Consider the following 23,957-nt stretch of genomic DNA (forward strand, 5'->3'; position numbering starts at 1 on the left):
TGCTAGAGCCTTTTTTCCTTACCGAAACTACTTTGCGTTAATTTCACCTTGATATACCAATCCACGAGCTGCGTCCACAGTAATAATAGTACCATCTGTTAAGCGTTCGGTTGCTCCATCTACACCAACAATAACGGGAATGCCAGCACTAATACCAACAATAGCAGCGTGGGAAGTCAATCCGCCTTCTTCCGCAATGATAGCAGATGCCTTAGCAGCAAATCTTGCTGTTTCTTCGTCTACATTGGATACTACTAAAATCTCGCCTGGTTTGAATTTGCTTTCTACATCTTTCATAGAATGGGCTATACAAACTTTACCAGTTACTGCTGATTGACCAATCCCTACGCCACGTAACAAAACATTACCTACAACATGTACACGAATCATATTCGTAGTTCCTGTGCCAGTTGCATGAACGCCAGCAGTAATGACAACTAAGTCGCCTTCATTTACAATACCGGACGCCAATGCACTTTGAATGGCATTTCCAACCATTTCATCACTATTTTTTGCAGTAGCACGTAGAACAGGTTGTACGCCCCACATAACTTGCATTTTACGAACTGTTCTTTCATTAGGAGTAACAGCCACGATATGGGATAATGGACGATATTTTGATACCATACGAGCAGTATATCCAGTTTGCGTGTCAGTAATAATTGATGCAGCACTTAATTCATGAGCTACTTGTACCGTCGCATGACTGATTGCTTCTGTCGTAGTACGTTGGGTTAAAACACCTTTATTGTGTAACATTTCGCTATATTGTAAAGCTTGTTCGGTGCGAATTGCGATTTTTGCCATCATTTGAACTGCTTCTACTGGATAGTCTCCGCTAGCCGTTTCACCACTCAGCATGATCGCATCAGTACCGTCCATAATAGCATTAGCGACATCACTTGCTTCTGCCCGAGTTGGACGAGGATTGTTAATCATAGATTCTAACATTTGTGTTGCTGTAATAACAGGTTTGCCTAGTTTATTACACTTTTCGATAATCATTTTTTGTACTATAGGCACTTCTTCGGTAGGAATTTCTACGCCAAGGTCACCACGAGCTACCATAATTCCGTCGGATACTTTGATGATTTCATCAATGTTTTTTACGCCTTCTGCATTTTCAATTTTAGAAATGATATGGATGTCAGAATTGGCTTCTTCCAATAATTTTCTAATTGTCAATACATCGGCAGCTCTTTGGATAAAAGATGCAGCAATAAAATCCATACCTTCTTTAGCAGCAAACAATACATCCTTCACATCTTGTTCAGACAAAGGTGGTAAGTTCACAGACACGCCAGGTGCTGCCACACGTTTTCTGTTGCCAATTACGCCTGTATTTAAAACAGTTGTATAAATGTCATCGCCTTCTACTTTATCAACGGCAAGACAGATTAATCCATCAGACAGAAGAATTTGATTGCCTGGTGCTACTTCTTGAGGCAAGAATCTATGGTTGACGGAACAAATTTCTTTGGTCCCTTCCACGTCTCTAGAAGTTAAAATGAATTTTTGTCCTTGTTCAATGGTAACTTTACCTTCGACAAAATTACCAAGACGCATTTCTGGGCCTTTGGTATCTAATAAGACCGCTACAGGAGTATTCTTTTTTGCAGCGGCAGCCCGCAACATATTAATACGTACACTATGTTCTTCATGGTTGCCATGAGAAAAGTTAAACCGAGCTACATTCATGCCAGCTTCAATTATTTTCTCCATAATTTCTTGTTTTCCAGTGCTTGGCCCCATAGTACAAACTAATTTTGTTTTCTTTATCATGAATTACTCTTCCTTTCTATCTAGATAACGCACAAAGTTTTTTTAACCCCTCATATTTCCATACCTACTTTGATGACCTGACAAAGTCGTTTTGTTCCCATTTCAATAAATTCGGCTCCCTGTTCGATACATTCTTCTAATGTCATCGGACAGGGAACTGTACTCATCAATCCATCTATCCCCTGTTTTAGTACATCCTCGTATCCTTGCCCTAAACCACCAGAAAGACAGATAGTAGAAACATTGTATTTCTTAGCCACTTTAGCTACCCCTACTGGCGCTTTGCCGAAAGCAGTTTGAAAATCCGTTCGCCCCTCTCCGGTGATAACCAGCTGAGCAGATTTAACTAACGATTCAAATCCAGTAGTCTCCAAAACAATTTCTACACCGGGCCTAAGAGCTGCATTGGTAAAAAACAAAAGACCTGCACCAAGTCCACCGGCAGCACCTGCGCCAGGATGCTCTGCAATATTTTTACCAGTTGCTTCTCCCACTTTACTGGCGAAATTCTTCAACGCCGCATCAAGTTCAACCACCATTTCAGGACTTGCCCCTTTTTGGGGACCGTATACAGCCGTTGCTCCCCTTGGTCCACACAAGGGATTATCCACATCACAGGCAACGATAATTACTGTACTAGCAAGTCTTGCATCCATACCATTGAGATCAACTCTATTCAATTTTGCTAGAGCGGCTCCCCCATAGGATAACTCTTGTCCATCAGCATCTAAAAATTTCCCGCCTAAAGCTTGCGCCATACCACAACCACCATCATTCGTTGCACTGCCACCAATACCGATTATGATTTTTTTCAGCCCTCTGTCAAGGGCCGCCTTTATCAATTGACCTGTTCCGTAGGTAGTCGTAACCCGTGGATCCCTCTTTTCATTTGGAACAAGGGGTAAGCCAGAAGCTGCTGCCATTTCAATCACCGCCGTTTTGCCATCCCCCAAAATACCCCAATAGGATGATACCGTACGCCCGAGCGGACCAATTACATCTTGATATATCATTTGTCCATTCGTAGCCGTAACAAGAGCTTCTACTGTCCCCTCGCCACCATCTGCAATTGGTACCTTAATGACTTCTGCCTCAGGAAATACTGCTTTAATTCCTTTCTCCATGGCGTTAGCAGTACCCACTGCTGATACACTGCCTTTATAAGAATCAGGAGCAACTACAATACGCATATCCATCAACCTTTCTATTCTTAGATTTTTTAAACCCCAAATCTCTAGGTTAAGCAGGACTACGATTCAACGAGGACACTATACGTAAATCGTAGTCTTATCTATCGACTACTACTACTATTATTCTATGTAAAATCCATTTCCATTACAATTATAAAAACACATAACATTTGCTTCTCGATTGGGGCAAATAATGTACAAATTATCTAATGAATAAAAAATCATAATTTGATATAATCGATACAAGATACTAATACTAATCATGCTTCACAAAAAAGACTACACCTTTACCTACCACATCATTGATTCAAATAATCATACACATTGTACATTTTTACTAATTGAGGTGAATACATTGCTTCTGACAAGTAGTCTAGCGCAACCAATCGTTGATAACATCATGCCCATTGCTAGGCAGAACATTAATATTATGGACAGCCAAGGCATGATTATTGCGTCCGGACAAAAACACCGAATTAACACCTTCCATAAAGGTGCAAAAGAGGTAATTAACAATGCGCAAATAGTAGAAATATTTCCTGACAACCTGGATCAGTACACAGGATCACTTCCTGGCCTTAATATGCCCATTGTATCAAATGGCCAAGTGATCGGAGTTGTCGGGATATCTGGTCACCCTGACAAAGTTAGAGATCTAGCTAGAATGGTAAAAATGGTAACTGAATTAATCATAGAACAAGAAGCACTGCAAGAAGAAGTCCGATCTCAATACCAATTACGAGAAAATTTTGCAGCCTTACTCTTATCAGATCATGCAAATACCAATTACGATAAATTATTGAAAACGGCTAAACTGTTAAAATATGAGCTAGATTTACCTCGTCTAGTACTTGTAATAGATATTCAGCCCATTCTCGACCTTGCTCATAAAAACTATGGTTGTAATGATCTAGTATCATCTAGAGCTAGAGAAAATATTGTAAATTTAATATCAGCTCCTCCTTATGTTACGGCTCAGGATTTAGTTGTTTTTATCGAGGATCGATTAATAGTTCTTAAACATTTTGAGCACAAAACTTGGGAAATCGATTATCAAAGCTGGGGATCTGATTTATTACAATTGCTGCGGGAGAATAATATAGCTTTACGCCTAGGTCTCGGAAGCCTAGTTATGAGTTATGCAGCATTAGGACAATCATACCAAGAAGCCCTGTTTGCCCTTAATAGTCTTAACTCCAACAATACTCTTGCTACCATTCATGATTTTGACATCCTGTCTGCTTATCTGATAAAAAAAATAAACATAACCGAGACATGCCAATCACTGCAAGTCATTAAAGCAAAGCTAACAAGTAACCTAGTGCGTAGGTATGACATGAAAAATACCATTGTTAGCCTGCTAAACAATAATATGAATATTAGCACCACCGCGAAAAACCTTTACATTCACCGCAACACTTTATTATTCCGGTTAAAAAAATTCAAAGAAACGACAGGACTTGATCCCTGCAGTTCCTTTAATCACGCCATGTTATGCAAAATACTCTTTGAAGAATAAGAGAATCGTCGGCGTATCTTTTTAACCGCAGAGACGCAGAGAAAAGATAGATAGGGCTAAAAAATCCCTCTCAGCGCACTCTGCGCCTCTGTGGTTAAAAACGTTCTTTCCTCACTCTCTTCTAGAAAAACATATCTCTTGCGTAAATAAAAAACACCGAACTAACAACAGTGCAGGCTGCTGTCAGTTCGGTGTTTTACTTTTAAATCGCTTATTTTAAGTTATAGAATACTTTACGACCTTTGTATTGAGAAATTACGCTCAATTCTTCTTCAATACGAAGCAATTGGTTGTATTTCGCTACACGGTCGGAACGAGTAGGTGCACCAGTCTTGATTTGACCAGCATTTACAGCTACCGCGATATCAGCAATTGTAGAATCTTCTGTTTCACCAGAACGATGAGAAATTACGCAAGTATAACCAGCGCGTTTCGCCATTTCAATGGTATCAAAAGTTTCAGTCAAGGAACCAATTTGATTTACTTTAATCAAAATGGAGTTAGCAGTACCAGTTTCAATACCACGAACTAAACGTTCTGTGTTCGTAACAAACAAATCATCACCAACGATTTGAATTTTGCTGCCTAATTTTTCAGTCATAAGTTTCCAACCAGCCCAGTCATCTTCGGACATACCATCTTCAATGGAGATGATTGGATATTTAGCTACTAATTGGCTGTAGAACTCAACCATTTCTTCGGAAGTTTTGATAACGCCTTCACCAGCAAGATTGTATTTGCCATCTTTGTAGATTTCAGATGCAGCAACATCAAGCGCCAAGCAGAAATCTTCACCTGGTTTGTAACCAGCTTTTGTGATAGCTTCTACAATGACTTCTAGAGCTTGCTCGTTAGAACTTAGGTTAGGAGCAAAACCGCCTTCATCACCAATTGCAGTGTTTAAGCCAAGTCCTTTTAATACACTTTTTAATGTGTGGTATACTTCAGCACACATACGAAGTGCTTCTGCAAAGCTAGGTGCTCCAACAGGCATAACCATAAATTCTTGAATATCTACATTATTGTCAGCATGAGCGCCACCATTTAAGATGTTCATCATTGGTACTGGCAATTCTTTGGCATTGAAGCCGCCAAGATATTGGTACAATGGTAATCCTAATGCAGTTGCAGCAGCTTTTGCTACTGCCATGGACACGCCAAGAATAGCGTTTGCACCTAATTCGGATTTGTTAGCAGTTCCGTCAAGTTCGATCATCGCTTCATCGATTCCTACTTGATCAAATACGTTCATACCTACTACTTCAGCTGCAATGCGATTGTTTACATTGTCTACTGCTTTTAATACACCTTTACCCATGTAACGTGCTTTGTCACCATCACGAAGCTCAACTGCTTCATGAACACCAGTGGAAGCACCAGATGGAACCGCTGCACGGCCCATGATACCATCTTCTAAAACTACATCTACCTCTACTGTAGGGTTACCACGGGAATCCATAATTTCTCTTGCAATAACGTCTGTAATAATCATTTATTGAAACCTCCATTTATTTTATTAAGCTTTTACCAGTCATCTCAGCAGGAATGTCAATTCCCGCTAAATCTAAAATTGTTGGGGCAAGATCTGCCAAAATTCCTTTTTTCATGGTAGACCCGCGATGTTTTTCTGATACGAGAATCAAAGGAACATCATTTGTCGTATGAGCCGTAAATGGTTCACCCGTAACATGATCAAGCATCATCTCTGCATTACCGTGATCAGCAGTAATAAGAGTGATTCCTCCTTGGTTACGCATGGCATCGACTACACGACCTACACAATTGTCAACCGTAGTTACAGCCTTCATAGCGGCATCTAGTTTACCAGTATGACCAACCATATCACTGTTGGCAAAGTTCAAGATAATAACATCAAATTTACCAGTTTTGATTGCTTCAACTAGTTTATCTGTTACTTCAATAGCGCTCATTTCTGGTTGCAAATCATAAGTAGCTACTTTGGGGGAAGCAACTAAAATACGTTCTTCACCTTGATAAGGCTTTTCGTCTCCTCCATTGAAGAAGAAAGTAACGTGAGCATATTTTTCCGTTTCTGCAATCCTAAGCTGAGTTAGTCCATTATTTTCTAATACTTGACCCAATGTATTCTTTAAGGCTTCAGGTTTGTAAGCCACAGGCACAACCACAGTTTCATCGTACTGGGTCATACTTGCGAAGTGTATTGGTAACAATCCTCCGCAACGAGCAAAACCATCAAACTTCTCATCAACAAAGACACGAGTCAATTCCCGCGCCCGGTCAGGACGGAAATTAAAGAAAATAACACTATCATTGGCCTTAACACCACAATCACCACATCCTGCAATCACCGTTGGAGCTACAAATTCATCGGTTTTACCAAGTTTATAGGAGGCTTCCACAGCTTCGCTAGCAGAAGTTGCTTCTTCTCCCTCACGGCAAACCATAGCATTGTATGCTTTTTCAACGCGTTCCCAACGTTTATCACGATCCATGGCATAATATCGGCCTGCGACTGTCGCAATACTGCCGATACCAATTTCTTTGATTTTTTCTTCCAAGGCTTTGATATATTCAATACCGCTAGACGGTGGCACATCCCGACCGTCCAGGAAGGCATGGACATATACCTTTTTCAAATCATGGCGTTTTGCAAGTTCTAATAAAGCGTATAAGTGGTTGATGTGACTATGTACGCCTCCATCAGACACAAGACCCATTAAATGAAGAGCACTATCCTTGGTTTTTGCTTGTTCAACGGCATTAACCAAAACTGGATTTGTGAAAAAATCACCTTCCCGTATTTCTTTGGTAATACGCGTCAATTCCTGATATACAACACGCCCAGCACCAATATTTAAATGTCCTACTTCCGAATTACCCATTTGACCTTCTGGTAATCCAACAGCTTCACCGGAACAAGTTAATGTTGTACTCGGATATAATTCAGATAGTAGTTTCATGTGAGGTGTTTCAGATTGACAAATTGCATTGTACAAATCTTTTTCGTCTCCCATGCCCCATCCATCTAAAATTACAAGTGCAATCGGTGCCTTTAATTTACCCACCAAATCGCCTCCTAAAATTTAACGATTTTGCTAAAACCAACAGCGTCAAGACTTGCGCCACCTACTAATGCGCCATCAATGTCGCTTTTACCCATTAATTCAGCAATATTATCTGCTTTTACACTACCGCCGTATTGTACACGAGTTTTATCAGCCGTTTCTTGGCCAAAAACTTCAGCCACAGTACGACGAACAAAAGCGCAAACATCATTGGCTTGATCAGCAGTAGCAGTACGGCCTGTACCAATTGCCCAAATTGGCTCATAAGCAATTACTAAAGAAGCAACTTGGTCTTTTGTCAAACCTTCAAGACCTGCACGTACTTGTTTACCAACAAGCACTTCTGTAGTACCTGCTTCTCTTTCTTCTAAGGATTCGCCTACACACATAATAGGAACAAGGTTTGCTTCTAGAGCAGCCTTAACTTTTTTGTTTACTGTTTCATCTGTTTCAGCGAAATATTGACGGCGCTCGGAATGTCCAACCAATACATACTCGCAACATACATCGCGAAGCATTTCAGCAGTGACTTCACCAGTAAAAGCACCTTTCTTTTCCCAATGTAAGTTTTGTGCGCCAAGATGAATGTTAGTACCAGCTAATGCATTTGCTACAGCTGTTAAAGCTGTAAAAGTAGGACATACTACGATGTCTACATTTTTTGCATCAGCAGTTAATTTTGCTAATTCTTGTACTAAAGCCACACCTTGGCTTCCTGTATTATGTAACTTCCAGTTACCTGCAATAATTGGTTTACGCATTGTAAATTCCTCCATTTATACTACTTTTGAGTTGAAAACATAGAACCGTTGAACCACAGAGACGCAGAGGACACTGAGAAGATTTTTTAAATCTCCTAACCTCATCACATTCTCCCCTCTGCGCTCTCTGTGTCCTCTGTGGTTCAAACATTTTTTAGGCTACAGCTTACTTATCAGCTAACGCTGCAATACCTGGCAGTACTTTGCCTTCTAAGAATTCTAAAGATGCACCGCCACCAGTGGAAATGTGAGTGATTTTATTCGATAAACCCACTTTTTCTAAGGCTGCAATGGAATCCCCGCCACCAACAATACTAATGGCGCTGGATGCAGCTACGGCCTTAGCTACAGTTTCTGTACCATTTGCAAAAGCATCCATTTCAAACACACCCATAGGTCCATTCCAAACTACCGTTTTTGCTGTTTCTAAAGCCTTGGCATAACCTTCAGCAGTGTTAGGTCCAATATCAAGAGCCATCCATTCACTGTCAATTTGATCTACGGCTACTGCTTTTTTCTCTGCATCAGCAGCAAATTTATCAGCAATCACAACATCCGTAGGTAATAGTAAGTTTACACCACGTTCTTTAGCTGTAGTAATTAGACTTTTTGCTAAATCTACTTTATCAGCTTCCAGCAAAGATTTCCCAATATTATAACCTTGGGCTGCAAGGAAGGTATTCGCCATACCGCCACCAATAATTAGTGTATCTACTTTGCTAAGTAGATTTTCAATTACGCCAATTTTATCAGAAACTTTTGCACCACCAATGATTGCTACAAATGGATGGGTTGGATTGGCTACTGTCTGACCAACAAACTGAATTTCTTTCTCCATTAAGAGGCCAGCTACAGCTGGTAAGTACTGAGTAATTCCTTCTACGGAAGCATGTGCTCGGTGAGATACACCAAATGCATCATTCACTGCTACATCTGCTAAACTTGCTAATTGGCGAGAAAATTCTGGATCGTTCTTTTCTTCTGCTTTATGATAGCGAAGATTTTCTAGCAATAAAATTTGTCCTGGTTTCAGATCTTTGGCAAGAGCTTCTACTTCAGAACCAACACAATCAGGAGCAACGATTACTTCTTTTCCAATTAAGGTAGAAAGTCTTTCTGCTACCGGTGCTAAAGAGAACTCAGGCACAACTGCCCCTTTAGGACGTCCTAAATGGCTGGCAATGATGATAGCAGCATTCTTTTCTAGCAAATAGTTAAGCGTTGGCAATGTAGCGCGAATACGAGTATCCTCGGTAATATTACCTGCTTTATCCATAGGAACATTATAGTCAACGCGAATAAAAACTTTCTTGCCGGCAACATCGATGTCTCTAATAGACTTTTTATTCAACATTTTTCTTTCTCCTTAAAAATATTGCCCGGCCCAAAGAGGCCGGGCCGTAAAATCCTTAAAAACTATGCAAGTTCTGAAAAATACTTAATTGTACGAACCATTTGGCTTGTGTAGCTATTTTCATTGTCGTACCAAGAAACAACTTGGACTTGTGTCATTCCATTATCCATAGGAGCTACCATTGTTTGTGTAGCATCGAATAAGGAACCATATCTGATACCAACGATGTCGCTGGATACCAATTCTTCTTCAGTGTAGCCGAAAGATTCATCAGCTGCTGCTTTCATAGCTGCATTAACTTGATCTTTTGTAACAGAACCTTCAACAACTGCGATTAAAATCGTGCTAGAACCAGTTGGTGTAGGAACGCGTTGTGCGGAACCGATCAATTTACCGTTTAATTCAGGGATAACTAAACCGATTGCTTTAGCAGCACCAGTAGAGTTAGGAACGATATTAACTGCTGCAGCACGGGATCTTCTCAAATCACCATTTCTTTGAGGGCCGTCAAGAGTCATTTGATCGCCAGTATAAGCGTGAATTGTTGTCATAATACCGCTTTTAATAGCAGCCAATTTGTGAAGCGCTTGAGCCATAGGAGCTAAGCAGTTTGTTGTGCAAGAAGCTGCTGAAATAACTGTATCACTAGCTTTTAATATATCGTGATTTACATTATAAACAACTGTAGGAAGATCCGTTCCAGCTGGAGCAGAGATAACAACTTTTTTAGCGCCTGCTTTGATATGTGCAGAAGCTTTTTCTTTGGAAGTATAGAAACCTGTACATTCAAGAACAACATCTACACCAATTTCGCCCCAAGGTAGTTCTTCTGCTTTTGCTGATTTGTAGATTTTAATTTCTTTGCCGTCAACAGTGATAGAATCTTCACCAAAAGATACTTTACTAGCTAAAGCGTAAGTACCTTGAGCTGAATCATACTTCAATAAGTGTGCAAGCATTTTAGGGCTAGTTAAGTCATTGATTGCAACAACATCATATCCTTCTGCCCCGAACATTTGCCGAAATGCAAGACGTCCAATACGTCCAAAACCATTGATCGCTACTTTTACTGCCATTTTAAAAAACCTCCCCATTATAATATGTTTGTTTTTGCCTAATAACATTCATGGATATGCTATTAAAGCTTATATTATACTCTGAATGGCTTTGGCAGCCGATTCGTCTGTAATCAGTACGTCCTCTCCACCTGCGCTAGTAACAGCTACAATAGCCTCGGCCTTTTTTTGGCCTCCGGCTACAGCTACTACTACACCGATATCTGCCAAATCATCCAAATGTAAACCCACACTACTGGTAATATAAATATTCTTGCCTTCTAGGGTACAATAATGACCTAAAGCTTCACCAACTGCACCACTACTAATTAATTTAGATACAAATTCCTCATCAAAGCCTCGTCTTACAGCCATTTCTCTGGCTTGACCGATACCATGTATCAGAACATCAGCACGCTTAATCATATCTGCCACAGTAAGAATATTACTATTATTCGCCAGCATCGCACCTACCATTTCTTCACTGACACCTTCTGGAACGTGGATCATGCGATACTTACCACCTAGTTTGTTCGCCATCGCAGCAGCGATGGTATTGGCCTGGTTTTCCACCTTTTCACCAAGTCCGCCCCGGGCTGGAACAACAGTAACTGTCGGTTGTGTAAAATGAATTGATTCTGCCACATTGGCCATAATGGTTCCACCACTGACGGCAACAATCATATCATCTTTAATTAAGTACTGGGCCAAAACACTAGCAGCAGCTCGACCTAGCTCCCTGCGAACCGTTGTATCAGTCTCACTATCACCAGGAATGATAATAACCTGCTTAAGTCCTAATTTCTCCGAAAGTTCATCTTCTAATACGGTAAGTCCATGAAGAACTTTTATATATTCCGACAAATCCTTCAACATGAGCTGTCCTTCCCGGGTGATTGTCATCCCCATAGAAGAAACATCTACTAAACCAGCATTTTTCAAAAAATCTACTTGGGCTCTTACAACTCGCTCGCCTTTATCTAAGATAGCAGCTAACGCCCTACGCCCTACAGGCTCGACATGTTGAATCGACCGCAAAATATCATATCTTTCTTCAATGGTAGCAATAAACTCAGGAGCAATTTTTCGATGAAGTTGGACAGTTTTTTTCCACATTAACTCTTCCTCTGGGACTTTTTTCGTCCCCATGGCGCAAATTTTGTCCCATCTTGCTAAAAAAATATAACACAGCGTAAGCTATACTATCTTAATTAGTATTCTTCGCCATACAACAGGTAACTCCTGCTTCTATTTCCAAAATTCATAAGAAATAATTGTAAGTAATATTCAAACTACTATCTTGCGTTGATTTCACCGCTATATACAAGTCCACGAGCTGCATCCACAGTAATAACAGTGCCATCTGTTAAACGTTCGGTTGCTCCATCTACACCAACAATAACAGGAATTCCTGCACTAATACCAACAATAGCAGCGTGAGAAGTCAATCCGCCTTCTTCCGCAATGATAGCAGATGCCTTAGCAGCAAATCTCGCTGTTTCTTCGTCTACATTGGATACTACTAAAATTTCGCCTGGTTTGAATTTACTTTCTACATCCTTCATAGAATGCGCTATACAAACTTTACCAGTTACTGCTGATTGACCAATCCCTACGCCACGTAACAAAACATTACCTACAACATGTACACGAATCATATTCGTAGTTCCTGTGCCAGTTGCATGAACGCCAGCTGTAATGACAACTAAATCGCCTTCACTTACAATACCTGAAGTTACTGCACTATTAATTGCATTTTCAACCATTTCATCACTATTTTTTGCAGCAGCACGTAGAACAGGTTGTACGCCCCACATAACTTGCATTTTACGAACTGTTCTTTCATTAGGAGTAACAGCCACGATGTGGGATAATGGACGATATTTTGATACCATACGAGCAGTATATCCAGTTTGCGTGTCAGTAATAATTGATGCAGCACTTAATTCATGAGCTACTTGTACCGTCGCATGACTGATTGCTTCTGTCGTAGTACGTTGAGTTAAAACACCTTTATTGTGTAACATTTCGCTATATTGTAAAGCTTGTTCGGTGCGAATTGCGATTTTTGCCATCATTTGAACTGCTTCTACTGGATAGTCTCCACTAGCCGTTTCACCACTCAGCATGATCGCATCAGTACCGTCCATAATAGCATTAGCAACATCACTTGCTTCTGCCCGAGTTGGACGAGGATTGTTAATCATAGATTCTAACATTTGTGTTGCTGTAATAACAGGTTTTCCTAGTTTATTACACTTCTCGATAATCATTTTTTGTACTAAAGGCACTTCTTCGGTAGGAATTTCTACGCCAAGGTCACCACGAGCTACCATAATTCCGTCGGAAACTTTGATAATTTCATCAATGTTTTTTACGCCTTCTGCATTTTCAATTTTAGAAATGATATGGATATCAGAATTCACTTCTTCCAATAATTTTCTAATTGTCAATACATCAGCAGCTCTTTGGATAAAAGATGCAGCAATAAAATCCATACCTTCTTTAGCAGCAAACAATACATCCTTCACATCTTGTTCAGACAAAGGAGGTAAGTTTACAGACACGCCAGGTGCTGCCACACGTTTTCTGTTGCCAATTACACCTGTATTAAGTACAGTTGTATAAATGTCATCGCCTTCTACTTTGTCAACGGCAAGACAGATTAATCCATCAGACAAAAGAATTTGATTGCCTGGTGCTACTTCTTGAGGCAAGAATCTATGGTTGACGGAACAAATTTCTTTGGTCCCTTCCACGTCTCTAGAAGTTAAAATGAATTTTTGTCCTTGTTCAATGGTAACTTTACCTTCGACAAAATTACCAAGACGCATTTCTGGGCCCTTAGTGTCTAGAAGCAATGCAACTGGTTTATTTAATTTTGCACTCGCAGTACGCATCATGTTAATACGAACACCGTGTTCTGCATGATCACCATGAGAAAAATTAAAACGTGCTACATTCATACCTGATTCAATTAATTTTTCCATGATTTCTGGTTTACCAGTGCTTGGTCCCATTGTACAAACAATTTTCGTCTTTTTGATCATATTACTACGTTCACTCTCACTTTACTTTTTTCTTACTTTAATACTTTGGCTGCTTTTCTAATGACATCATACACTTGGTCCTGGGCTTCAATAAAACCATTTAATCCAGTATTTTTCATTAATGAAGCGTGTTTTGATGTCTTATCCGTGTTTTCTATAAAAACCTGTTTTAAACTTGCCAACAATTGTTGATCAAGCCCAGGTCGCCCAGCAATAACATCTTTGGGTATAGATTCCGTTTGTTTTAATATTACCAAATTATGAACTGCAAGTCCATTTGCTTTGGCACTATCCATTGCCTCTGAGTAAGTAGCACCTGCATCGACACTGCCTTCTAAGACTGCATCAATTACCCGATTGTGACTGCCTAAGAAGACTGTTTCAGCAAAAAACTTGTCGGGATTTTTCCCTTGTTCTAATAACATAGCCTTAGGATACACATAGCCAGAAGCAGACTGTTTATCAACAAAGGCAAAACGCTTACCCTGTAAACTATCTATTGATTGAAACGCTTTATCTTTACGAGCAATGATATAACCATGATAGGACGGATTTTGATTCACTACCGTGGTTACCAGTGGATTAATGTCACCTTTATCTTTTGCAGAAACATAAGCAAAAGGCGAAAACCACCCTATATCAATTGTACCATTCAGTAAGGACCGTCCTAAAGAATCATAATCAGAAACGATAATAACTCTTGACTGAAATCCTAATTTCTTGGCAATCTCCTCTAATATCGGCGTATAGTTTTCCTTAATCACTTGTGGAGATGTAAAAGGATTAAATCCAAATACTAATTCTTTCCCTGTTTTAAATAAGCTAGCAACTTCTTGTATTTTATCGACAGCGGCTGTCATTTTTTTTGTTAAAACATAAACTTCTTCAATATCTTTTTCCTGTTGACCAATACTTTGTAACGCTTCTTGTGTGCCCGCTGCAATTTCAACAGTAGCTGTTCCAATACTCTCTACTGCCATGGCCATTTGTTCTGTAGTCATCTGTTGATCTCTTGACAAATTGCATAACTTTGCTACAGTATCTTCGATTTGGTTAACGTTATCGACAACTTCCTGCATACTGTCTGCAGATTGTCTTGCTATTTGTTCAATCCCATGAATTTGCTCTTTGCTCCCCTGCATATGAGAAGTAACATAATTTGTGCGATTTGTAACATCTTTTACCGTTTCCTCTACTTCACGGGTAATGGCTTCACTCTCACTAGCCAATTTACGTACTTCTTCTGCCACTACGGCAAAACCTCGTCCTTGCTCGCCAGCACGAGCCGCTTCAATCGCTGCATTGAGTGCGAGTAAGTTAGTTTGGCTGGCAATTCCTTGAATTTTACCAACAAAAGCGCCAATTTTTTTGGACGCGATAGTAAGCTCTTCCATATCATTAACAGAGGTTTGCACTACCTGAGCTACTTCTAGCATGGTATTGCTAGCCTGGGTAATCTGTTGCTGATTTTTCAGTACCAGTTGAGAAGAATGTTGGCATTGCTCTAGAGCTTGCTGCGAGGCATTCGCTACAACAGCTGCATTCGAAGCAATTTCTTCTACACCAGCTGAAGCCTCTTGGGCACTGCTAGCAGTTGTTTCACTTTCGCCTGCAATACTATTTGATTGTTGCGTGAGTTTTTTGAGAGCTGTGTTACTATGTCCTGTTACCCAAGCTAATTGTTGGGATATAAAAGATAAGTCTTCAGCAATACCATACATATCTACCTTAGTTATGGAATCGTCCCTTATTACAGAAGATTGAGCCTGACTTTTCTCTATGTCTCCAGCCTTAGGCCAAGTTCTGAACAAGGCAATCGTGGAAATAATTGCCATAACTATAACGAATAGTAACGTTCCTAGGCTCCCAATATATTCTACTAACCATGATGTTAATATACCAATGAGCAACACTGTTGTCAAATGAAATAGAACCACTTTTTTTTGCAACATAAGGTTTTCCCCCATTCCAAAATGCTATAAGTTTGTCTTTATTTTTTATTACATAACAATCTTAACGTAGAACCTAACTTCATTTTTCCCAACAGCTATTTGCTATTGCATGGCAATTAGTACCACTCGTTAGCATATACGAGGAATCTATGAACCACTCTTCAAGCTACTTTTGTTTTGCCTCATAAGCTCTACGTACTAACGTCATTGGATGCAATGTTTTCACATTAGCGCCGTGTCCAATTTGTAGACGGCATGTTCCGCATTCAGAAACAACCGTATCAAGACGGCTCTCTTTAATCTTATCAAATAAAGTCGAACCAATACTCATGGCAATATCATATTTTTCAGCTTTAAAGCCATAGTTACCGGAAATACCACAGCAACCACCATCCACATCTTGCACATCAAGTCCTGGAATTAAAGCCAATAAATCTAAACCTGGCAATCCCATGCCTTGCGCCCGCAAATGGCAAGGAGAGTGATACATGTATTTTTCATTTAGAGTACCAAAATCCGTATTTAAACGTCCTTGATCATGAAGATCTAGCAAGAACTCACCTGCATCATACAAATGTTTTGCATATTCTTGAACACCTTCAATATGGAATAATTCTTGATACTCCTGCTTAAGCATTAAGCCACAGCTTGTGCAGCAAGTAATAACAGGGTAGCCTTTATCCGTCCATTTTTTAAGGATTTGTATATTAGTTTTAGCATTTTCTTCTGCCTCATCTAAAAAACCATTTACGACTAAAGGTGAACCACAGCATACAAGACCATCTTCTACAATCACTTCAAATTTATTGGCTTGCATAACAGCGACAAAATCCATCCCTACTTGAGGGTCGTTATAATTAATAAAACAGCCAGGATAAAAAACAACTTTATCAGGATAACTTTTTTGTTTTAACGCCTTAAACAACTTACTAAAGGATTTAGGGGCATAAGGTGGCAACGGAGCTTTCTCAGAAATACCAATCTGTTTCAAAATGCCACGACTCATTTTCATGCCGAAGTTAGCCATACCAGGTGTGGCCGCACTCAACTTTGCCATTTTTTCGCCATGAGATAAAATCCAATCCCGTAAGCTATGTTTACGAGTTTTATAGTATTTAGCTCTCGCTAACATATTAAGAGTAGAAATAGGAACGCCAGAAGGACATGACATATCACAATTCTTACAATTAGAGCAATATTCTAAAGAAGGTTCAACATCCTCGTGAGATAATCTCATTCTCTCTAAGGTTGGGCCAACCATTTTAGGGCCACGAAATTTACGTGTCGCAGCTGTCACTGGGCAATTAGCAATACATACTGTACAAGCTGTACAACTATCTGGATTATTATGATGTTTCTTCATTATTTTTTCTCCCCTTACACTGACATAGCCGCTTGATAACCCGACGCAATTGCTACACCATTACCTGATTTCTCAAAAGAGTAATCGTAACCGCGCAGATTTCGTCCAGCAACAAAGACGTTATTTAAAATGACTTTGCCATCGGCATCAAGAGGACGCATTTTTTCGTCAACTTCTAAACCAAGTTTTGCAAAAGGCTGTGCTTCATTGGAGAATAAAGAATAATTCGCCCACATTTCATGGTCTTCAGGAGCCTCTACAGGCAAATTGAAAATAGGTTCGATAACTTTTCCTGGTTCTGCAAGCAAGCCACCACCGTAGAAACCACCATTTGCTAAAATAAATGATTTTGCATAATAGGTACGTTCTCTATCAATACCTTCCGTTACTACAGCCACACATTTATCAGCTTCCACAATGGACTTAGCGACTGTCGCTTGTTCCACGATACGAACGCCGATTTTTTTCAAATAGCTAACCATCATCGTACGAAGACGTAAACCAGTAATGGAAGGAGGCACAGATGCCGTTTCAATAAAATGACATTGCAGAGCTTGTTCCAATCGATCAGCGATGCGGTAATTAGGACGTGTCCCAAGTACTGGTGGAATGATAACTACGCTGCCTGGCTGAATTACTTTACGCATTTTAGTGATACATTCGGAAATTCCTTCTTCTGTATCAAGCCAACGAGCTACATCCAAAGCAGTAACATCACGGCCCTCTGCCAAATTCGGATCAATCATAACTGTTTCATACTCTTTATCTTTAAATCGAGAAATCTTCTTAAAGTTTTTAGTGATTAATTGTGGGTAAAAATCTTTAAGTGATTCAAATCCCAATACAATTACCTTGTTTGCTTTTTGAAGTTCTTCTGTATTCATGGTTTTTGGAATCAAACAGGTAGGTTTGATTGTACCAGCTGCCGTTGGTACCCATTGCATGGTATCAAGGTTCCCCATATAAGGATATCCCTCTTCTTCGCAGATTTCTTTAAAGAATTTGATTGCATCTTCAATGGCAGGACGGCCAATTTTTTTGTATGGATGTTCCGCTGGTAATTGCAGTAAGCCTGCACTTGGCGTAGCTACTGGTTTATTACCTTCCAAATATCCAATTACATCAACAATACCGCCGCCAATTGTCAAAGTACCTGCCCCTAAGGACAATACCATTACCTTTTTACCGCGTTTCGCCGCTACAGCTGCCGCTGTCAGACCTGCTAACCCGCCGCCTATTACTATGATATCATTTTCCCTCATCATCAATCGCTCCATTTATGTTTAAAGTTCCTTCATAGATTCCTCGGGTCAGTTCCATTTCACGCATAACATTTCCCCATAAAATAGGACGAATCCCCTTCCAGCGACCTTGTAGAAATTCTTTAAATAATACATTGGTATCTTTGCCCCATGATAATCCATTGGCATCTACTGCACCAACACTACGGAAAGTACAAAAAGCACCTTGGCAAGTTCCCATACCCATACGGGTCTTACGGCGAACATCACTAATCATAAAGCTGGTACTATCGGCTGCTGCCTCTTCCACCTCAGCCATAGTTACATTTTCACATTCACATAATAACTGACGTTTTTCAGGTTTTGCCTGCATACGATCAATTACTTTTTCCAAACCTTCTGAACCTAAACGAGAAGCTGCAAGCTCCGCTCCATAAGCAGGGAAATATAAGCGTGCTTTTGCCATAAGTGCTGGAGATGCGTCATCAACAAGATCCTCTAGCGCCGTACGACAAGGCGTTTTTACATTCAGATAATTACATACTAAATCTGTTACTTTTTCCGCCATTAAGCGATAGGTAGTAAACTTACCGCCAACTACGCTGACAAAACCCTTAAGTCCATCATGAGCATGATCTAGAGTGACAAAACCACGGGATGCACCACGGCCTTTTGCATTAGGATCCGCGCTATAAAGTGGTCTCGTGCCTGCAAATGCTCTAAGCATACGGTAACTTCTTAAATCTTCGAATAAAGCTTCCCCGATATTTAACAATTCTACTACTTCTTTTGCATTAGGAATCGTATCATCTGGTTTATTTACAGATGCAGAAGTAGTACCTAAAATAGTAATGGAACCATGGGGAACAAAAATATCTCCATCCGATGCGGGACGCAAACGATTGATAATACGACTTGCAATACGATGATTAAATGCAATCAACGTACCTCTATCTGGTTGTACATTGACTGTAATCCCTGCCAAAGCAGCAATTTCTCCAGCCCAAGAACCAGCAGCACTAACGATAAAATCACAAGCAATATTACTGATTTCGCCTGTTAACGTATTCCTGACTTTCATACCTACTACTTGATTGTTGCTATGTTCAATACCAACAACAGTAGTATAGGTCATGACCCTTCCGCCGTACTTACGAGCAGATGCCACGTTTTGCCAAACCATACGAAAACCATCAATGGCAGCATCAGGTACACGATATACAGATTTTATTTTAGCACTCAAATTTGGTTCTAGACGACGTGCTTCTTCTACAGAAATAGGAATCGTCGGAATACCAACCTTAGCACAAGCTTCTACCCATTTCCCTTCGAAATCCTCATCATCCAAGTGAGTTCGAGCAAAAAAACCTTCTGTTTGCTCTACACAATGTCTACCGATTTTACGTAAAATTGTATTTTCTTCAATACATTCTTTACCTGCCTCAGCATCTTTTACTGCATAACGTCCGCCGCTATGCAAGAGTCCATGATAACGAGAGCTAGTACCATACGCTAGATCTTGCTGCTCAATAAGAATCGCATCGACTCCCCGCATGCACAAATCGCGCAGAATTCCAACTCCTGTGGCACCGCCACCAATTACAACAACTGTCGCCTTTTGCATCTCAATACCCCTTCGTAAAATAAATAAATGAAACAGGGCGTTTCCCTGCATCTTTGGCTTTCTCCGCCTTGTAAACCAATTCCTTCTTGCCATAAATAATCGATTTTTTTCGAATTTATAGTCAAATTGAACATTTATTTCTAATAAGTAACATAAGTTGTTACCTTATTAGTCGATACAAGCAAAGGGGATCCCTTTGTATCCGTTTGACGAACACAAAGGGATCTCATATCTCAGCCCTTTACATTATTAAATTAATACTAGAATTAGTCTTCCCAGTTCATAGCGCGTTTAACCGCTTTTTGCCAACCTTTGTATAATTTTTCGCTTTCTGCAGCATCCATAGAAGGCTCAAAGCGATTATCTAGCTGCCAAGTGCTAACAAGTTCTTCTTTTGTTTTCCATACGCCAACAGCCAAACCTGCAAGGTAAGCTGCACCAAGAGCAGTTGTTTCAGTAACTTTAGGACGATCAACTGGAACGCCTAAAATATCTGCTTGGAATTGCATTAACAAGTTGTTAGCAACAGCACCGCCATCTACTTTCAAAGCTTGTAATTTAATGCTTGAATCCGCTTCCATTGCACTTAAAACATCTTTTGTTTGGTATGCCATGGAATCTAAAGTTGCGCGAACAACATGAGACTTACTAGTTCCACGAGTCAATCCGAGGATCGCACCGCGAGCTTTCATATCCCAGTATGGAGCACCAAGACCAACAAAAGCAGGTACTACATATACACCATCAGCGTCTTTTACTTTTTTAGCAATGTATTCAGAATCAGGAGCAGCTTCTAATAAGCGTAAACCATCACGCAACCATTGAACAGCTGAACCTGCAACGAAGATACTGCCTTCTAAAGCATAATCCACTTTGCCATTAAGGCCCCAAGCAATTGTAGTTAACAAGCCATTTTTAGACTCATACACTTTACTGCCTGTGTTCATTAACATGAAGCAGCCAGTTCCGTAAGTGTTTTTCGCCATACCAGGTTGGAAGCAAGTTTGACCAAATAAAGCAGCTTGTTGGTCACCAGCAGCACCAGAAATAGGCACAGCAGCACCAAATATAGCAACATCTGTTTGACCATATACTTCACTTGAAGATTTAACTTCAGGAAGAACGCAAGCAGGTACAGTTAAATACTCAAGAAGTTTTTCATCCCATTTCAATTCGCGAATGTTGTACATTAATGTACGGGAAGCATTGGAGTAATCAGTAACATGAACTTTTCCACCAGTCAACTTCCAAATTAGCCATGTATCGATAGTACCAAACAACAATTCGCATTTTTCTGCTTTAGCACGAGCGCCTTCTACATTGTCTAAAATCCATTTTACTTTAGTACCTGAGAAGTAAGCATCAACAACTAAACCAGTTTTTTGTTGGAATTCGCCTTCTAAACCTTTTGCTTTTAAGTCATTGCAAATATCCATTGTTTGACGAGATTGCCAAACGATTGCGTTGTAGACAGGTCTACCAGTAGTTTTATCCCAAACAACTGCAGTTTCTCTTTGGTTCGTGATACCAATTGCAGAAATATCAGTTGCACTTAATCCCGCTTTTTGTAAAACTTGTTGCATTACATCATGTTGCGTGCTCCAAATTTCGTCCGCATCATGCTCAACCCAACCAGCTTTAGGAAATATTTGTGTAAATTCTTTTTGTGCTACCGCGATAATATTAGAATCTTGATCAAAAATAATCGCTCTGTTACTAGTTGTACCTGCATCAAGGGCCATTACATATTTTTTAGTCATTTCAAAAGTCACTCCTTCTAATTTTAGGTTTATTTTAATTCTCTTTTCTCTGAGACCTAAAACAACGATTTTAAAGAATGTCTATTTACTTATTAAACAATACCAGCAGCTTTACATACTACGAAAGCAAGACCAGCACCAACCATTGGACCAACTACAGGAATCCAAGAATAACCCCAATCGGAATCGCCTTTGCCTGCGATAGGAAGAATTGCATGAGCAATACGAGGACCAAGGTCACGAGCCGGGTTCAAAGCATAGCCAGTAGGACCGCCTAAGCATAAACCAAGAGCCCAAATCAACATTGCAACCATGTAAGGACCAACGCCTACGCCAAAACCAGCAGTACCAGTTACACCTTTACTAAAGATAGTAAAGATACCAATTAACAAGAAGGCAGTTGCAATAATTTCGCAAAGCAAGTTAGCAAAAGTATTACGAATGGCAGGACCTGTAGCAAAAACAGCAAGTTTCAAACCTTTATCTTCAGTAACTTCCCAGTGAGGTAAGTATAATAACCAGCAAAGAGCACCACCTGCAATACCACCAGCCATTTCAGCACACATAGTAGCAATAGCTTGTGGAAGAGTATATACACCCAACAACATTTTAAAGAAAGTAACAGCTGGATTTAAATCAGCTTGAGGAGCACCTGTAGCAACAGCACCGAAAACACCAAGTAATACAGCAAATGCCCAACCTGCGGTGATAACGATCCAACCGCCACCGTTACCCTTAGAATCTTTTAAAAGAACGTTAGCAACAACACCACAACCAAAAGTTAAAAGAATCATAGTACCAAAAAATTCACCAAATAAATTTGTCATAAGTCCAATTCCTCCTTAAATGTACGTTAGAGTTTTTTCTACGTCTCACTAAACTCCCCGATCCTTACATTTCAAGTTTTTCCTTTTATTTCAAAAACCACCACCCTTTTCCATTAAATATTTAGACAAAAAAGAGAACTCCATTCACGCCCCCATATATACATATCAAGAGGAATAAACGGACTTCTCTTTATCTCTAGCCCAAAGTTATTCATTTTAGGTTTCCCAACAAAAGCAATTTGTACTCTGTATATTTATTACTTCTACATCATATTTGAAAATCCTGCAAATATACTGAAAATTTAAATTATTTTTTTATATTCTTTAAATCTTCATTCTAACTAACTATCTATAGGATTCCTTCTGTCTATATTGCTATATTTCTACATCGTAATAAGATCTCCTGCCACAATATACTGAATTTATAATATTTTTTTAGTAGATTACAAAAATAGCTAATACAATCAATAATATTATCCTAAATTCCGAAAAGTTGCAACTATATTTTACTAATCATAATATCGTCCCATAAGTCAGAACGACTGGTACTGACTGCTGAGATCCCACTCTTGATGGCATGGTCCACATCTTCTTTTGTACGAATTAAGCCACCTGCTAAAATGGGTAAACCTGTTTGCTCTACTAGTTCTTGCACTACGCTTTCAGGTACGGAACCAGGCAATATTTCTATCGCATCCGGCTTAAAATTATGCACTAAATGGAGTCCCGTACATAGCGAGGCGGAGTCCATTAGAAATAATCTCTGTACAACAATCATACCTTCTTCTCGGGCGAACCTGCACAAGTGAGGTTTCGTTGTAATAATAGCATGAATGCCTGAGCGTGCCAAATATTTAATACCTGCTTTATCCTTAGCAATACCATTAAATAAATCCAAATGCAGCACAATATGTTTTTTATGCTTCTTTGCCTGGGTTATTAAGGATGGGAGAATATTAATATCACCAAATAGTAACACTATGCTCGGAGAAACCGTATGACTTAGCGCAACTTTAAAATCTTCCATGGACCGAGCAGCCGGAATGACAGGACCATTTGCCAGATATTCAAGAACGTCTAAATTCACTACTTACTCACCTCAATTCCTTATTCCTTTAGCAAATATTTCATACTAAATCATAAATAAGAAGAGACTCCCATTTACACCTCTTGCATATATTCCGAGGAATAAACGGACTTCTCTTAATCTCTAGTCCAAAGCTATTTATTTAAATATCACCAAAATGACATTTCAGCATTGCTTTCCCTGCTTAGTATTTTCTTTTTTTACAAGCTTCTAATACCAAATGCAATTTTTCTATACATAGGATTCTTTTTTTCTATAATAAATTACTTCTCTATATAAACTAATATTCCTTCTAAATAAACTGAAAATTTTATTTTTTAAGTTTGAAGAATTCGCGCTCTCTAT

At 39.6% G+C, this 23,957-nt stretch carries 17 protein-coding genes; 1 reads left to right on the forward strand and 16 read right to left on the reverse strand.

The window, feature by feature from the left end; translation table 11 throughout:
- Nucleotides 1-27: 27 nt before the first annotated feature.
- Nucleotides 28-1,782, reverse strand: coding sequence for a pyruvate kinase (pyk, locus tag UFO1_RS19950; protein ID WP_038673673.1), 1,755 nt, complete (start codon nucleotides 1,780-1,782; stop codon nucleotides 28-30).
- Nucleotides 1,783-1,832: 50 nt separating this feature from the next.
- Nucleotides 1,833-2,972, reverse strand: a complete 1,140-nt coding sequence (locus UFO1_RS19955; protein WP_038673674.1) for a glycerate kinase — start codon at nucleotides 2,970-2,972, stop codon at nucleotides 1,833-1,835.
- A gap of 346 nt (nucleotides 2,973-3,318) precedes the next feature.
- Between UFO1_RS19955 and UFO1_RS19960 the strand changes: the two genes are divergently transcribed.
- Complete coding sequence (locus UFO1_RS19960) at nucleotides 3,319-4,491, forward strand: sugar diacid recognition domain-containing protein (protein WP_236639446.1); 1,173 nt, start codon at nucleotides 3,319-3,321, stop codon at nucleotides 4,489-4,491.
- A 211-nt stretch (nucleotides 4,492-4,702) separates the two neighbouring features.
- Here the strand turns inward: UFO1_RS19960 and eno are convergent, their stop codons facing one another.
- The 14 genes from eno to UFO1_RS20030 form a co-directional block, all read right to left on the reverse strand.
- Nucleotides 4,703-5,983 (reverse strand): phosphopyruvate hydratase, encoded by a 1,281-nt coding sequence (gene eno, locus UFO1_RS19965; RefSeq protein WP_038673676.1) that lies wholly within the window; start codon nucleotides 5,981-5,983, stop codon nucleotides 4,703-4,705.
- 16 nt (nucleotides 5,984-5,999) lie between these two features.
- Nucleotides 6,000-7,538, reverse strand: coding sequence for a 2,3-bisphosphoglycerate-independent phosphoglycerate mutase (gene gpmI, locus UFO1_RS19970; RefSeq protein ID WP_038673678.1), 1,539 nt, complete (start codon nucleotides 7,536-7,538; stop codon nucleotides 6,000-6,002).
- Nucleotides 7,539-7,549: 11 nt separating this feature from the next.
- The gene (gene tpiA / locus UFO1_RS19975) at nucleotides 7,550-8,299 is read right to left on the reverse strand and encodes a triose-phosphate isomerase (protein WP_038673679.1); all 750 of its coding nucleotides are present in this window, start codon (nucleotides 8,297-8,299) and stop codon (nucleotides 7,550-7,552) included.
- Between the two features lie 166 nt (nucleotides 8,300-8,465).
- The gene (gene pgk / locus UFO1_RS19980; protein ID WP_038673680.1) at nucleotides 8,466-9,653 is read right to left on the reverse strand and encodes a phosphoglycerate kinase; all 1,188 of its coding nucleotides are present in this window, start codon (nucleotides 9,651-9,653) and stop codon (nucleotides 8,466-8,468) included.
- A 62-nt stretch (nucleotides 9,654-9,715) separates the two neighbouring features.
- Entirely contained in the window at nucleotides 9,716-10,729 is a 1,014-nt protein-coding gene (gene gap / locus UFO1_RS19985; RefSeq protein ID WP_038673682.1) for a type I glyceraldehyde-3-phosphate dehydrogenase, read from the reverse strand.
- A gap of 69 nt (nucleotides 10,730-10,798) precedes the next feature.
- Nucleotides 10,799-11,857, reverse strand: a complete 1,059-nt coding sequence (locus UFO1_RS19990) for a sugar-binding domain-containing protein (protein WP_038673683.1) — start codon at nucleotides 11,855-11,857, stop codon at nucleotides 10,799-10,801.
- Nucleotides 11,858-12,003: 146 nt separating this feature from the next.
- Complete coding sequence (gene pyk / locus UFO1_RS19995) at nucleotides 12,004-13,758, reverse strand: pyruvate kinase (protein WP_038673685.1); 1,755 nt, start codon at nucleotides 13,756-13,758, stop codon at nucleotides 12,004-12,006.
- 32 nt (nucleotides 13,759-13,790) lie between these two features.
- Nucleotides 13,791-15,710, reverse strand: coding sequence for a phosphate/phosphite/phosphonate ABC transporter substrate-binding protein (phnD, locus tag UFO1_RS20000; protein ID WP_038673687.1), 1,920 nt, complete (start codon nucleotides 15,708-15,710; stop codon nucleotides 13,791-13,793).
- Nucleotides 15,711-15,876: 166 nt separating this feature from the next.
- Nucleotides 15,877-17,073 (reverse strand): anaerobic glycerol-3-phosphate dehydrogenase subunit C, encoded by a 1,197-nt coding sequence (locus UFO1_RS20005; RefSeq protein WP_038673689.1) that lies wholly within the window; start codon nucleotides 17,071-17,073, stop codon nucleotides 15,877-15,879.
- Nucleotides 17,074-17,087: 14 nt separating this feature from the next.
- On the reverse strand, nucleotides 17,088-18,338 hold the full coding sequence (gene glpB / locus UFO1_RS20010) for an anaerobic glycerol-3-phosphate dehydrogenase subunit GlpB (RefSeq protein WP_236639257.1): 1,251 nt from the start codon (nucleotides 18,336-18,338) through the stop codon (nucleotides 17,088-17,090).
- A complete protein-coding gene (glpA, locus tag UFO1_RS20015) occupies nucleotides 18,322-19,938 on the reverse strand; it encodes an anaerobic glycerol-3-phosphate dehydrogenase subunit GlpA (protein ID WP_038675489.1) in 1,617 nt (538 codons plus the stop codon). The genes glpB and glpA overlap by 17 nt, the downstream gene beginning before the upstream one ends.
- Before the next feature lie 266 nt (nucleotides 19,939-20,204).
- Nucleotides 20,205-21,698: a glycerol kinase GlpK gene (gene glpK, locus UFO1_RS20020; protein ID WP_038673692.1), complete on the reverse strand. Its 1,494-nt coding sequence runs from the start codon at nucleotides 21,696-21,698 to the stop codon at nucleotides 20,205-20,207.
- Nucleotides 21,699-21,790: 92 nt separating this feature from the next.
- Nucleotides 21,791-22,525 carry an MIP/aquaporin family protein gene (locus UFO1_RS20025; protein ID WP_038673693.1) on the reverse strand — a complete coding sequence of 245 codons (735 nt, stop codon included), beginning with the start codon at nucleotides 22,523-22,525 and terminating at the stop codon, nucleotides 21,791-21,793.
- 499 nt (nucleotides 22,526-23,024) lie between these two features.
- Nucleotides 23,025-23,612 (reverse strand): glycerol-3-phosphate responsive antiterminator, encoded by a 588-nt coding sequence (locus UFO1_RS20030; protein ID WP_038673695.1) that lies wholly within the window; start codon nucleotides 23,610-23,612, stop codon nucleotides 23,025-23,027.
- Nucleotides 23,613-23,957 lie beyond the last annotated feature (345 nt).

The sequence above is a fragment of the Pelosinus sp. UFO1 genome (assembly GCF_000725345.1).
Classification (GTDB): domain Bacteria; phylum Bacillota; class Negativicutes; order DSM-13327; family DSM-13327; genus Pelosinus.

What these genes read in the sequence shown, in the direction of transcription:
- pyk (WP_038673673.1), bottom strand. Translation starts at nt 1,782, where the DNA reads ATGATAAAGAAAACAAAATTAGTTTGTACTATGGGGCCAAGCACTGGA.
- UFO1_RS19955 (WP_038673674.1), bottom strand. Translation starts at nt 2,972, where the DNA reads ATGCGTATTGTAGTTGCTCCTGATTCTTATAAAGGCAGTGTATCAGCA.
- eno (WP_038673676.1), bottom strand. Translation starts at nt 5,983, where the DNA reads ATGATTATTACAGACGTTATTGCAAGAGAAATTATGGATTCCCGTGGT.
- tpiA (WP_038673679.1), bottom strand. Translation starts at nt 8,299, where the DNA reads ATGCGTAAACCAATTATTGCAGGTAACTGGAAGTTACATAATACAGGA.
- pgk (WP_038673680.1), bottom strand. Translation starts at nt 9,653, where the DNA reads ATGTTGAATAAAAAGTCTATTAGAGACATCGATGTTGCCGGCAAGAAA.
- gap (WP_038673682.1), bottom strand. Translation starts at nt 10,729, where the DNA reads ATGGCAGTAAAAGTAGCGATCAATGGTTTTGGACGTATTGGACGTCTT.
- UFO1_RS19990 (WP_038673683.1), bottom strand. Translation starts at nt 11,857, where the DNA reads ATGGGGACGAAAAAAGTCCCAGAGGAAGAGTTAATGTGGAAAAAAACT.
- pyk (WP_038673685.1), bottom strand. Translation starts at nt 13,758, where the DNA reads ATGATCAAAAAGACGAAAATTGTTTGTACAATGGGACCAAGCACTGGT.
- phnD (WP_038673687.1), bottom strand. Translation starts at nt 15,710, where the DNA reads ATGTTGCAAAAAAAAGTGGTTCTATTTCATTTGACAACAGTGTTGCTC.
- UFO1_RS20005 (WP_038673689.1), bottom strand. Translation starts at nt 17,073, where the DNA reads ATGAAGAAACATCATAATAATCCAGATAGTTGTACAGCTTGTACAGTA.
- glpB (WP_236639257.1), bottom strand. Translation starts at nt 18,338, where the DNA reads ATGATGAGGGAAAATGATATCATAGTAATAGGCGGCGGGTTAGCAGGT.
- glpA (WP_038675489.1), bottom strand. Translation starts at nt 19,938, where the DNA reads ATGCAAAAGGCGACAGTTGTTGTAATTGGTGGCGGTGCCACAGGAGTT.
- glpK (WP_038673692.1), bottom strand. Translation starts at nt 21,698, where the DNA reads ATGACTAAAAAATATGTAATGGCCCTTGATGCAGGTACAACTAGTAAC.
- UFO1_RS20025 (WP_038673693.1), bottom strand. Translation starts at nt 22,525, where the DNA reads ATGACAAATTTATTTGGTGAATTTTTTGGTACTATGATTCTTTTAACT.